Source organism: Sphingobacterium sp. UBA865, assembly GCF_002295765.1.
Taxonomy (GTDB): domain Bacteria; phylum Bacteroidota; class Bacteroidia; order Sphingobacteriales; family Sphingobacteriaceae; genus Sphingobacterium; species Sphingobacterium multivorum.
On the sequence record NZ_DBGB01000002.1, the window covers coordinates 38,107 to 51,040 of the forward strand.

Annotated in this window: 10 protein-coding genes; 8 read left to right on the plus strand and 2 right to left on the minus strand. The window is 40.4% G+C overall.

What is annotated here, in order from left to right; genetic code table 11:
• The first annotated feature begins 40 nt into the window (after positions 1 to 40).
• Both B2O97_RS01360 and B2O97_RS01365 read left to right on the plus strand, forming a co-directional pair.
• Positions 41 to 865: an endonuclease/exonuclease/phosphatase family protein gene (locus B2O97_RS01360; RefSeq protein ID WP_286766770.1), complete on the plus strand. Its 825-nt coding sequence runs from the start codon at positions 41 to 43 to the stop codon at positions 863 to 865.
• Between the two features lie 54 nt (positions 866 to 919).
• On the plus strand, positions 920 to 2,119 hold the full coding sequence (locus tag B2O97_RS01365; RefSeq protein WP_286766771.1) for an endonuclease/exonuclease/phosphatase family protein: 1,200 nt from the start codon (positions 920 to 922) through the stop codon (positions 2,117 to 2,119).
• Between the two features lie 69 nt (positions 2,120 to 2,188).
• Here B2O97_RS01365 and B2O97_RS01370 read toward each other — a convergent pair whose 3' ends face one another.
• Both B2O97_RS01370 and B2O97_RS01375 read right to left on the minus strand, forming a co-directional pair.
• Complete coding sequence (locus B2O97_RS01370; protein WP_286766772.1) at positions 2,189 to 3,208, minus strand: LacI family DNA-binding transcriptional regulator; 1,020 nt, start codon at positions 3,206 to 3,208, stop codon at positions 2,189 to 2,191.
• Positions 3,209 to 3,584: 376 nt separating this feature from the next.
• Entirely contained in the window at positions 3,585 to 4,025 is a 441-nt protein-coding gene (locus tag B2O97_RS01375) for a hypothetical protein (RefSeq protein ID WP_286766773.1), read from the minus strand.
• 273 nt (positions 4,026 to 4,298) lie between these two features.
• Between B2O97_RS01375 and B2O97_RS25180 the strand changes: the two genes are divergently transcribed.
• The 6 genes from B2O97_RS25180 to B2O97_RS01400 all read left to right on the plus strand — a co-directional run bounded on the left by B2O97_RS25180 (position 4,299) and on the right by B2O97_RS01400 (position 12,932).
• Positions 4,299 to 4,475: a transposase gene (locus B2O97_RS25180; RefSeq protein ID WP_376779830.1), complete on the plus strand. Its 177-nt coding sequence runs from the start codon at positions 4,299 to 4,301 to the stop codon at positions 4,473 to 4,475.
• Between the two features lie 58 nt (positions 4,476 to 4,533).
• Positions 4,534 to 6,165, plus strand: a complete 1,632-nt coding sequence (locus B2O97_RS01380) for a TlpA family protein disulfide reductase (protein WP_286766774.1) — start codon at positions 4,534 to 4,536, stop codon at positions 6,163 to 6,165.
• Between the two features lie 157 nt (positions 6,166 to 6,322).
• On the plus strand, positions 6,323 to 6,877 hold the full coding sequence (locus B2O97_RS01385; protein WP_286766775.1) for an RNA polymerase sigma factor: 555 nt from the start codon (positions 6,323 to 6,325) through the stop codon (positions 6,875 to 6,877).
• A gap of 46 nt (positions 6,878 to 6,923) precedes the next feature.
• On the plus strand, positions 6,924 to 7,964 hold the full coding sequence (locus tag B2O97_RS01390; RefSeq protein ID WP_286766776.1) for a FecR family protein: 1,041 nt from the start codon (positions 6,924 to 6,926) through the stop codon (positions 7,962 to 7,964).
• A 160-nt stretch (positions 7,965 to 8,124) separates the two neighbouring features.
• Positions 8,125 to 11,331: a SusC/RagA family TonB-linked outer membrane protein gene (locus tag B2O97_RS01395; protein ID WP_286766777.1), complete on the plus strand. Its 3,207-nt coding sequence runs from the start codon at positions 8,125 to 8,127 to the stop codon at positions 11,329 to 11,331.
• 5 nt (positions 11,332 to 11,336) lie between these two features.
• Complete coding sequence (locus B2O97_RS01400) at positions 11,337 to 12,932, plus strand: RagB/SusD family nutrient uptake outer membrane protein (RefSeq protein WP_286766778.1); 1,596 nt, start codon at positions 11,337 to 11,339, stop codon at positions 12,930 to 12,932.
• Positions 12,933 to 12,934 lie beyond the last annotated feature (2 nt).

Genomic DNA, 12,934 nt, shown 5'->3' on the forward strand with positions numbered 1-12,934 from the left:
ATGTTTTACCAAATTCTTACTTAAATTAAAGAATAGGATCATGATGATAGCTTTGTCTATTGCAAGAAATCTAAACTTGCGTCTTCTACTGTTTGCTTTAATCACCACTGTTCTGGTGGCTGTAAGCGCGAATGAAACTTCTGCTCAAAAATTGAGCGGTGAAGTTGAGATCAAAACGATGACCTACAACATCTACAGTGCTCGAAAAATGGGTATTGAAGCTATTGCAGCGGTAATCAGAAAGGTCAATCCCGATGTAGTCTCTCTACAAGAAGTAGAGCGCAATACCGATGTGAATCCGATGGATTTTCCAAAGGAAATAGCGGCGTTGACGGGAATGAAATATTATTTTTTTGCACATGCGCTCACCCTGAAGAAAGGAGACTATGGAAATGTTATCCTTTCAAAATATCCGCTTTTGCAAACAAAGTCCATTCATTTGGGGGTTGCTGATGATGGGGATGATACGCGATCTTTTGGATATGCGTTGCTGGAAAAGGATGGTAAACAGTTTTATTTCGCCACGACTCACCTGGGCTATAAAAAGGAAGATGCCACCCGTTTAAAACAGATCAACGAGATTTTGAAGGAAATTAAAAATTTAAAGCAGCCGATCATTTTAGGGGCTGACTTGAATTCTCGGCCTAATTCGCAGACGATGCCGGCTTTGCAGAAATGGTTTACTTTGCCTTGTCAAATCTCAAATTGTGAATGGACCGTACCGACTCCAAAGCCTACATATACCTGTGACTGGTTAATATATGCACCTCACCAGGCTTTTGAAGTTAAGGACTACGCGGTTCAATTTTGGGCGGACAAAGAGTCAGACCACTATCCAGTTGTGGGAACATTTAATCTGAAATAGTCTTAGTGAACGCTATAGTCGTAATTGTTTCATGTTAACCAAAAGATATAAATTATGAGAAAATTAATTTATGGACTGCAGCTGGCACTTCTGTCCACCTGCATCTTTGCAGCTTGTGCGAAAGATTTAACAAATTCATCACCGGCTGACGAAACGCTGTCCTTACCAACCGAAGTACAAAGTTCAACAACAATAGCCGGAAGCGGGGGGTACGTCATGATGACTTTTAATATCCGGCAGGATGCACCCGATGCGGGAAACCGTGCATGGACGGTCAGGCGATCTTTGGTCAAAGAAAGAATCTTGGAACATGACTGTGATATAGTCGGAGTTCAGGAAGCTTTAGGAAATCAGATGGACAATATGGCCTCAGATCTACAAGGCTACAGCAAAGTGGGCACAGGACGAGAAGGAAATAGTTCTTCTGAGCACTCTGCCATATTTTATAAAAACACAAAATTTAATGCTTTGGAAAGCGGTACATTTTGGCTGGCGCCTGGAGCACCTACAGCTCCGGCCGGACCAGCCTGGGATGCTGCATACAAGCGCATCTGTACCTGGATAAAGCTTCAGGATAAACAGACGGCAATGATCTTTTATGTATTTAATACGCATTTTGATCATAAGGGTGCTGATGCTAAGGTTAACAGTGCAAATCTTCTGTTGACCTATATGCAAAACAAAATCGGCGATCTTCCGGCGGTACTGATGGGCGACCTAAATGCAAATCAAAATTCTGCCGCATATAGTGTGCTTAATAGTCCGTCATGGTTAGAAGAAAGCTGGAATATCGCTGGTTCTAAGTCGCCTGCATTACGTGTTACCGGTAATGGATGGAACATTAGCCCAAGCGGGGATAGTCAGATCGACCATATCTTTGTTACCGGTCAATGGTCAGTTTCCTCCAGGTTAGTCGATTGGTACCATAAAGATCCGGGAGAAATATTGCCATCTGATCATTTTCCTGTTATTGCCCGTTTAAAAATCGATGGAGTAAGTATTTTCAAAGATGCACACTATGGTGGTAAGGGAGTTTTCTTGCCGAGAGGAACTTATAACTTAGCTGACCTGAATGCAAGGGGTATTGAAAATGATTGGGCATCCTCAGCAAGGGTGCCAGATGGGCTTACATTGACGATCTATGAACACCAGAATTTTGCGGGGCTCAGCTGGGCGCTGACTACGGATACGCCGCTGTTTTCTCAATTGACACCAACGGCCAATGATAAGGCTTCTTCAATGAAAGTGCAATAATTGCTGATTCCGCTCTTTTTAAAATAATCTTCTGTCGATCAGTTATTGCGGCCGATCGGGAGGAGATTATTAAGTTTTTCTTTCAGATGATCCTCTTTCTTTCATCACGGAGGGTATCACTACATGACTCGGATTGTCCCTTATCGGTCTCTCTATCTGCTTTAGCAATAGTGATATGATGTTGTTGCTCAGTTCTTCCAGCGGCTGGCGTATGGCCGTGATCGCTGGAGAGATCAGGTTAAAGGCTTCATGATCATCAAAGGAGACAATCCCGAAATTCATTTTCGTGCTAGTGTTTAGCTCATTTATTGCCGTCAGTCCTGCTAAACAGAGATAATTGGTTGCGAAGATGATCGCATCCAATTCCGGATTGCTTTCAAGAAAATCCTTGATAAGCTGCTGTTTTATTGCTTTTTTGTTTTCAAAGGATATATAGGCCACTTTAGGATCAATGGCTAATTTTTCCATCGTCTCTTTATAGCCTAATAATCGGTCCTGCATCTGGCTCTGTGCAGATTCGAGCGTAACGAATCCAATGTTCCGAAAGCCTCTGTCATAAAGATGCATACAAGCTTCTGTCATTGCTTCCCTGTTGTTTGTTCCGACGAAATCTACACCGTCTACCGGATCCCGGTCAAAAAGAACAATTGGGGTATGTTCATCGACCATTTCTTTCACTATATTTTCTATTCCTTTGGTCGGCGCGATAATATAACCATCTAAATGGCTCCGTCTGAAAAAATTGATCATCTCAATGGCTGTATTCGTATCACCGAGGGTACTGCTGTACATTATTCGATAACCTTTCGTTTTGGCTAAATTTTCGATCATAAGCGCTATTGGGCCAAAGAAAGAATCCGAAATATCTTCAACAATAAGTCCGATACTGCTGCTGCGGCCTGTTGCGAGACTTTGAGCTAAGTGATGAGGATAAAAACGAACCTCCCTGACATAATCTAAGACCTTAGCCTGTAATTCTTTACTGATGCGCCTTTCATCAGCTTTTCCGTTAATTATCAATGAAACGGTGGACTTTGCTATATTTAAGTGTTTCGCAATGTCATTTATCGAGATCTTTTTATTTTCCATATATTCTAAAGCTTAAAAATATAGATTTTTATCCACTCGCATCCATAACAGTCCAAAAACATTTGATCTATTATTTTTGCCTTAAAATTAGTTGTGTTTTTAAGGTTGCCTTTGGTTAAGGGGCAAGTTTGAGGCCACAAAATATGTGAGACTGCGGCTTCCATTTTATTGAACGCAATTATAATTCCTGCTTTTTTATATAAGTTTGAAGTTGGAGAAATCGGTAAATTTACGGTGGAGGATAAACGAAATTTTGAGTAAAAGTTTTGAAAGGGAGGATGAAGAAATTGAGCAATTGTAAATAAGTAGTTTTGAAATTTATAGTTAATCAGCTATTCCAACTTGCATGTAGAGTAGCTGATTTTTTAAAAACTATTTATCGCTTCACAAATCCAATACCGCTGATGCTTGCTGAGCCTCCTGTCGTTAACGGCTGAGATACTGTATTCCAGACCACCGGATTAATTTGATCAGTGGTGATGGTTTCCTGGACCATGACGCTGGTGGTACCACTGTTTAGAACAAAAGCATTATAACTGCCTAAAGCACCCATCAAAGCCGTAACATCATTTAAGCTGATGCCTACCGAAAAAGTTGGTGTCGCCACGGTCAATAACCAAGGCATAGATGTTTTATTATCCGCGGATAGTCCGTTGGCTGTCACAGCTTGAACGACCGCTGCTGTAGTCAAAACGTTATAACCCCTGTAACGAACCCAGTTGGTGCCGGATAACAGTCCGCCAAATTGATTCAGGTCATAGGGCTCAAAAGTAAATTTGGTGGTGTCCGTACAATTGCCAATGTAAGGTGAAAACACGATTTCTCTAGTCTTAATGTGAAAAAAAACAGATGCAGTTGATGCGATGCAACTCAGGAATCTAACTCGATACCATCTTCAGCTTCAGGAACAAAAGACAACACTTGGCAATATCAGGCACAGCAAGAACTGCCACATGATATCCAAGTATTTATTACCAAGATCAACAAAAAACTCATTACTAAGATAGATAAGGAAATCTAAAGATGCCTGAAAGAAATTAAGAAAGCTATCGAAAAGGAAGATGTATTGAAAGAGCATGTAAGAAAGGTTTTGACGATAAGAGGTGTAAGATTGATTACGGTAGCAACGATATTAGCTGAAACAATGGGTTTTGAGCAGTTTCATAATTCAAAACAATTGGTTAGGTATTCAGGCAATGATGTAGTACAAAGAGAATCTGGCACCTCGATTAAAGGCAAGACTAAGATACCTTTTTCATTTAGGTAGATATGGGGTACGAAAGGAGATATTATTTTGTTGTTGTCTAAATAAAATGATTAACTTTATGGAAACCAATAGCCTCATTATGAAGTTTCCATTACTTTCTTTTTTTTCTTTCTTCTTTTTATCATTTGCTACAGCTCAATCATCAGCTGAAAAACCGCTTAAAATCGATCCAAATGACTGGATAATGGAAAAGCTGGCTAATGCTAAAGTGAAAAAGAATCTAGTGTCGTATAAAAACAATTTTTTCCAATTTGATACTGTACGTGTAATTGGATTTATCGAAGATTATAGTCCTGCACTAGAATTTACAAGTGGTATTATTTATAGCAGTAATGAGTTGACTCGTGAAGATTATCCGACTACCATACAGGTTTATCCTGATGGCCGTTTTGAGGCGAGCTACTTGGCCACGCACCCGACAACGAGTTACCTTATTTTCAAAAATAACCAATTTAAATTTTATATCGAACCGGGACAAACGCTAGCCTTGCGATTTAGAGTTACAGCAGATGAGAATTTAGCGTTAATAGGTTTTGAAGGCCCTCTTGCTGCCGAGAATCAGCAGTTCAGAGGTTTTGATTGGAAAAATAATCAACGTGCCTTTTATCGGGGTATGGAAAGCCGTTTGAAAGAGCAACCGATTTCAGCAATAAAAAAGCAAATCTTGACAGCGTGGGATTCGGTACAAAATGAAGTAAACGGACGGCTAAAAAAATCAGATTTTTCACCAAAAGTAAAAAATCTGATCCAAACGGATGTTGCGCTCATATACGCAGTACAATTGATGGATATGCAAATGTATCGAAAGGATTACCTAAGGCACAATCCTACAAATGCCTTCCTAAAAGAACCTCTACCCAGTGATTATTTCAATTTTATAGCTCGCTTAGACCTAAATGATCCGGCCATTTTGGCACTGGGTGACTTTTCAACCTTTATCAACCGATTCGAATATTCGACACTATTTAGTCGTGATGTCTATTATGATGCCTTAAATAGTCAACGTAAAGGGAATTTATATTTGGTATTGGATTCGGCAAATCGAAACTCTAACCCAACAATAGCCAACACGTTGGTCTCCGAAGTTGCGAAACTACGTACCTTGCAGTCGGCATTAAATGGTGCGGCTGATACCGCAGGGATAACAAAAACTACAGAACAATTGTTGGCCGTGTTAACAAATAAAGATTTAAGGGATGAAGCGCTCAAACTGGCAGATCGTGTAAAGAAGTCCAGAAACGGTTATTTACTGCCCCATACTACTGCTGCGGCCGTCTTTAAGAACATGACAGATAAATACCGTGGTAAAGTCGTTGTCGTAGACTTTTGGGCAGAGTGGTGCGGTCCGTGCCGCTCCTGTATTGAATCAACGCAAGGGAAACGCTTAAAACTCAAAGATAATCCGAATTTGGTTTTTGTTTTTGTAAAAGATATTGAGGGGACTCCAGATATGGAGTTTTATAAAGATTATATTGTTAAAAATAGCATGTTTGAATCCTATCGAATTTCTGCCGATGAATATAGGGCATTGCGCGAATTATTTAAATTTAACGGAATTCCGAGGTACATACTGATGGATCCTGATGGTAGAATTAGAAATGATAATTTCCAAATGCATAATCTGACAACTGAGCTTCCAAAAAATTATCCACAGCTGTTTACGTATCAATTGATGCAAGGAATCAAATAATTCGAGAACGGGCACTTATAGGTAAATATTGTATCTTTGTTAATAAGGATACTGTACTCCAGTTTGATGAAATAGGCCTAAGTGATAAGATAACCATTATTTCATCTTAATTTAATAGTAAATAGAAGAAATTAGCGGAAAGTTTCTACTCAGTTTTATGTCTTGGATTGGATTTATACAAGGTAATCAAAGTTCATTTAAGGAAATCTACGATGCGTATATCGATGATTTGTATATCTATGGTAAACAATATCATTTTGATAAGGAGACCGTACTGGACTGTATCCATGATCTTTTCGTAAATTTATTCAATAATCCCAAAATTGCAAAAGAAGTTAATGTTAAGTATTATCTTTTCGCTGCGCTACGCCGTAAGTTGCTCATGATCAAAGTACAAACAGTAGCTATCGACGGCCTCTCAGAAGATATCAGCTGGACAAATAGCCACGAACTGGAACTAATTAATGATGAGGTGGAAGCTAAAGTTGTAAAGGTGATCAAAGAAAAGGTAGATGCATTACCTAAAAGACAACGTGAAGCGCTTTTTTTAAGATATTATCTTGATTTCACCTACGATGAGATTGCTAATATGATGGGGGTAAATGTGGAGACTTGTCGAACACTTACTTTTAGGGCTATCAAGCAATTAAAAGTCGAATTGAACCCGATTGAGCTCTTTACTATCTTTTATATTTTTTTTTATAAATTTTAGTCTATGTTTTCAAGAATTGTGCTCTATATCTTTAAAAGCATAGTTTGTGAAAACCAAAAAAGAAAAAATTAAACATATATTTGATATTGTGCCCGAAGACTGTCTTACTGAAGACGATAAGGCGCAACTCTTTCAACGGATTGTCCACAGTACAAATAATAGCCGCCGGAAAAGATGGTTTGCCTATGTAGGCTCAATTGCTGCTGCGGCTTGCTTATTGATCTGCTTCAAATTATTTTCCCCTTCTAATACCAATGCGGATACAGAACTTGATATCGGGAAAATAGCCGCTATTAGCCAAACTTTCATTAAAAATAACGATAGCTTGCAACTCATTTCTATCGATCCAGCTGCTGAAAACCATGCCATTTCTTTTTTGAAAGTGAATGATCGCCCCGATATATTGAATTTGCTAACTCCTAATAATGCCGGAGAAACTGTTCGTTACAATACGGTATTTGTCCCTTATGGCAGGAGACAGGAATTTACCCTCCCGGATCAGTCTAAAGTATGGTTAAATGCGGGATCTTACCTTACTTATAACCCGGATATGCAAAATAAACCGCGCGAGGTCTACCTCAATGGAGAGGGCTATTTTGATGTGGCTCATACAGGCACAACCTTTATCGTGAAGACAAAAAATGCTGCAGTTAAAGTGCTTGGGACGACATTTAATGTTTCTTCCTATGAGGAGGATAAAAGAATGTCAATTGAATTGATAACAGGAAAAGTGGAACTCAGTAGCCCGCATTTCGATCATATCACCATGACTCCAGGACAGTTTATTGCTTATGACCTTCAACAAAATAAGATGCTGATCGATAATAGTGGTGATGGGAATGAAATATTGTGGACAAAAAAACAGCTTGTACTCGATCGCTTGTCAACCAAGGAACTGATCAGAAAATTAGAAAGAATCTATAACGTGAAAATTCATACGGATCAAACTGTATTGGAAAAAACGACTATTTATTCTGGAAGGATCAATCTGGATGTAAATATACTGACGTCTTTAAGTAACATTTATGAACTTAGAGATTATACGATAACACAACTAGAAAAGGAGGTCTGGATTAAAAGCAATTGATTATTTAACCATAAAATTGGATAAAGAGGAATTGCCGTCCCCTTTATCCGTTAAAATTAAACGTTTCTAAAAATTTAATTTCATCAAAATTATGAAAAAAAAACAGGTGGGACAAAATCTCTCCTCAGGACAACTATTGTCACCTAAAATTAGGTATAACATGAAGATAGGATCCCTTGCTATTACAGGCGTATTGCTTTCTGTAAGTGCACTTGCGTTTCCCCAGCGGATAACGCTCAAAATGAAAAATGCACCATTGAAACATTTTTTGCAGTCGGTTCAGAAACAGACTGATGTGGCGCTGCTTTATCCAGAAAATTTATTATCCGGCAAACGGGTAGATATTGATATTGATAAAGAGGAGTTGCTGCCGGCCTTAAGGCAGGTTCTCCAGAAATTTAATTTAAATATTACGCAGGGAGTAGGACAGCTAACGGTGGTTCCGGGGAAAGGGCTGAACACTGCAAGTGAGGATAAACGGTCAGTCTCACAAGAAAAAATTGTTGTCAAAGGACGTATTTTTAACATGCAGGAACCACCACTTCCTTTGGCAGGTGTAACGGTGTCTGAAAAGGGGGGGATGGCCAAGAGCGTATCGGACAACGAAGGTTATTATTCGCTGGAGATAGTCAAAGGTAGCCGCCTGCAGTTTACTGCTGTGGGCTATCTTTCTAAAGAGGTGTTGGTGAATAAAGCCGAAGCAAACCTCACGGTATCACTCAAAGAGAACGTCTCTGATCTGGATGAAGTCGTAGTCGTGGGAATGACAGAAATGCAAAAAAAGCATATTGCTAGCTCCGTGGCTTCTTTGGATATCAAATCAAATATTGAAGGGAAACCTATTACTAATCTCTCGCAATCATTACAGGGGGGCGTAACAGGCCTTACGGTACAGCAGGGGTCTGGCTTGCCGGGCGGAGATGCCGCCAGTATCAAAATTCGGGGTATTTCTACCTTGAATAATTCGGATCCGTTGGTGCTTGTCGATGGTGTACCGATGGATATGAACCATATTGATCCCGTTACAGTAGAAAGTGTGACTATATTAAAAGATGCAGCGGCAGCGGCGATATATGGAGCGAGGGCAGCGAATGGAGTTATTTTGGTTACAACGAAACGTGGAAAAGCTGGACAGATCAATGTTTTGTATGACGGATATTATGGACAACAATCTCCAACAATCCTTCCGGAGTTTGTTGATGCGCCAACGTACATGCGCATGTATAATTATGCCCAGGTGGCATCAGGCGGACAAATACTTTATACGGATGAGCAGATCAGTAAAACCGAATCCGGTGAAGATCCCATCACTTATCCAAATACCAACTGGACGGATATCGTTATTGATGAAAATAGTCCCTTGACTTCGCACTCCTTGGCCGTCAGCGGAGGAAATGATGTTGCGCGTTTTGCGGTTACAGGAAATTACATGTACCAGAAAGGTATGTTGGCCCTCAATAAAATGGACCGTTTTAATATTCGGGCAAATACCTCGGTATCGCTTTCCAAGCGTTTTTTGATTAATCTGGATGTATTAGGTATCAGGCGGAATACTTTATACCCTAACAGGACCATAGACAACGGGGGCAGCAGAATACTGGACGATCTATATCGCCTGCCGCCAACGGTATTGCCTAAATATCCACAAGAGGAAGGCTGGCCAGCAATTTATGGTCGATACGCTGATATTGTCAATCCATTAGCTTATGAAGAGGTCGGCGGTACCATTGGTTATCAATATGACCAGGCAACAATCAATCTACAGCCAAAATGGTCTATTACTGACAATTTAAATTTACGGGGGCAGTTTAGTTACCGGCTGAATAGTGATGTGTATAAACAGAATAGAGATAATTTCTATTTCTTTGACTATTATACCAAGCAACTGGTGCAGACATGGGCGGTGCAGCGGAATGCTTATTCAGAGACAAGAAACACTTATTACTATCTGAGCGGTGCTCTAGACTACAACAAGACATTCAAAAAGCACAATATTTTTGCAATGGGTGGTTTTTCTGTCGAAAAATTTAATGATGGTTATTGGAAAGAATCATCCTTGGTATCCAGTTATGCCAAGGCAAATTATTCCTATGATAATCGTTACTTGGCCGAACTGTCGTTTCGTGCAGATGGCTCGTCCAAATTTGGTCCTGGAAAAAAATATGGTTTTTTCCCCTCATTAGCACTAGGCTGGAATCTGCATAATGAACGCTTTTTCCATGTGGATGCCATCAGCAACTTAAAGCTGAGAGCTTCCTATGGTCAGCTGGGCAATGAAAATATTGGCCTTTACCTCTATCAAAATCTGATTAACGCAACGAATGGATTGGAGTCTGTGTGGGGAAACCCCAATATTACCTGGGAAAAGGTGAATATTCTCGATTTGGGTTTGGATATGTCTATCTTTAAGAATAAACTTTCACTGACTTTTGATTATTATGATAAAAGGACAAATGATGTTCTCCTTAAACCTACTGTCGCTCCTTCAGGCGCTATTGGTTCTGCTCCTTTAAATGCGGGTAAGGTGAGCAATAAAGGCATGGAACTGTCGTTGAATTATAATGATAAGATCGGTGACGATTTTAGTTTTTCCATAAGACCGGGTATTTCTTATAATAAAAATAAAATTACGGAACTATTGGGTGGTCCATATTATTCGGGAATCTCCACGAATGAGGTTGGTTATGCTATTAAAAGCCATTACGGTTATGTAACCGACGGTATTTTGCAGTATGATGATTTTGCCGCGGACAAGAAAACTGCCCTGGTTCCGGCGCTCGCCGGTGAAGGTCCCGGAGATATCAAATACGTGGACTTAAATGGTGACGGAGTGATTGATGAGAATGATCAAAGAGTAATTGGAGACCCTACGCCTCGCGTCAATTATTTCAGCAATGTGAGTTTTAGTTATAAAAATTTTTATTTTGAATTCTTGTTGCAGGGAGCTGGCAACCACGATTATTCAGCTAATCTGGGGGGAAAATCTGCGGGGTATTTATGGCACCCGCTTAATTTAAGTGCATCGGGAGGGATTCCAACGACTTATCGGGCAGCCAATACATGGCGCGAAAATAATCAGGATGCTATCTATCCACGTTTGCTGGCAAATCCCGCAAACAATATCCTGCGTAGTGATTTTTGGTTGTTTAATGCCAAATATCTCCGTGTCAAATTTATTCAGGCGGGGTACCGATTTAATAATGCTAACTTGAATAAATATGGGATAAAAAATGCGCGTCTATATGTTAATACGCAAAACCCATTTCTCTTTACAAAGTTGAAAATGGCAGATCCCGAATCGCAAGGTGGATCTTGGACTTATGGTATGATGCGTATATTTTCTATTGGACTAACGGCTAATTTTTAAGAAAGATGAATACGATAAAAACGAAAATAAAAGTTTTTGGCCTACTGCTGATGGCCATGTTAAATAGCTCGTGCGAAAAATTCCTGACCGTTGACAGCCCTGACGGCGTGTCTGACGGGCAGTGGTGGAATACGGAGACGGATGGATATAATGCCTTGGCAACGGTGTATGCTGGAATCCCTGGGGGAAGTTCGGGCCGAAATATCATGTACTATGCAGGTCTTACCGATGAAGCAGTACAGCGGGGCGACTTCAAGGGCGAGTACGATGGTTTTACAAGGGGCTTGGCATCTAGTCGCTGGGGAGTGTCCAGTAGTTTGTGGGCAGATGATTATACCTGTATCCGTAGAGCCAATAGATTCTTGGAAAATATAGACGGAGCCTATATAGATGCCGAATTGAAAGAAAGAATGAAACTGGAGGCAAGGGCCCTGCGGGCTTACTATCATATGGAGTTGATGCTGGTTTTTGGAGATGTCCCTTTATTGACCAAATCTCTCACACCAACGGAAAATCAATCTTTTCGTACGCCGCAAAAAGAGGTATATGATTTTGTGGTCGCCGAGCTGCAAGACTGTGGAGCAAAGCTGCCGGCGACGTATGTAAATGCTGATCGGTGGCGCATGACCAAAGGTGTTTGTCTCTCCCTGCTATCTCGTCTGGGATTGTATTATAAGGATTTTGAACTGGCTAAAACTGCCGCAAAACAGGTAATTGACTCCAAAGTGTATAAACTCTGGATAAGCACAACAAACAAAAGTGATAGTTATTCAGAACTCTTCAGCTATGCTGGTGAGCTAAATGATGAACGGATATTTTTCAAAGAAAATGGCTGCTCTAATGCCTGGACATCTTTTGCACCTTTTGGAATTGGCGGCGAAACGTACCTCTCACCAACCAATACTGTTGTCAATAATTATGAGACGAAACAAGGGAAGACTATTCAGGAGCTTGGGCGTGACTCAACACTGATCTATCAGCAAAATCCAAATTATAAAAATAATAGGGATCCGCGCTTGTCAGCTTCCATATTTGTGCCGAATGATAAGTTTCAAAACCAATATGCGCTAGATCCATTTTACAATCCAACAGATAAAATAGGTGAGACCAAGTCGACAGCGACGGGGTATTGGATAAAAAAATACATTGATGCCAGAGATAGACAGGCCAAAAGCGGTAGTCTTGATTTTATGATCATCCGCTATGCGGAGATATTGCTCAACTATGCCGAAGCAATGATTGAAACCGGGCAATGGAATAACCCCGAAGCGCTGGCGGCGATTAATGAAGTGCGGGCAAGAGCTGCGATGCCGGCAGTGAATAGCGGTTTATATGGTACGCAGGTCAAAATGCGTGAATTGATCCGCCGTGAACGTCAGGCAGAAATGGCTTTCGAAGGAGGACGTTATTTTGATATCCGCCGTTGGGGCATCGATGAAGCAGTAATGAATGGAGAGGTCTTTGGGGCAACAAATCCCAAAACAGGAGAATTGGTAAGGGTACAGAATCGCACCTACAAAAGAAATAGGGAGGGGCTATGGCCAATTCCTGAGGTGGAAATGATTGCCAATCCAAATATGGTACAAAATCCAAATTATTAAAT

Excerpts from the sequence above, each read along its gene's own strand:
- B2O97_RS01380 (WP_286766774.1), top strand. The coding sequence starts at position 4,534 with ATGGAAACCAATAGCCTCATTATGAAGTTTCCATTACTTTCTTTTTTT.
- B2O97_RS01400 (WP_286766778.1), top strand. The coding sequence starts at position 11,337 with ATGAATACGATAAAAACGAAAATAAAAGTTTTTGGCCTACTGCTGATG.
- B2O97_RS01395 (WP_286766777.1), top strand. The coding sequence starts at position 8,125 with ATGAAGATAGGATCCCTTGCTATTACAGGCGTATTGCTTTCTGTAAGT.
- B2O97_RS01365 (WP_286766771.1), top strand. The coding sequence starts at position 920 with ATGAGAAAATTAATTTATGGACTGCAGCTGGCACTTCTGTCCACCTGC.
- B2O97_RS01360 (WP_286766770.1), top strand. The coding sequence starts at position 41 with ATGATGATAGCTTTGTCTATTGCAAGAAATCTAAACTTGCGTCTTCTA.
- B2O97_RS01370 (WP_286766772.1), bottom strand. The coding sequence starts at position 3,208 with ATGGAAAATAAAAAGATCTCGATAAATGACATTGCGAAACACTTAAAT.
- B2O97_RS01385 (WP_286766775.1), top strand. The coding sequence starts at position 6,323 with ATGTCTTGGATTGGATTTATACAAGGTAATCAAAGTTCATTTAAGGAA.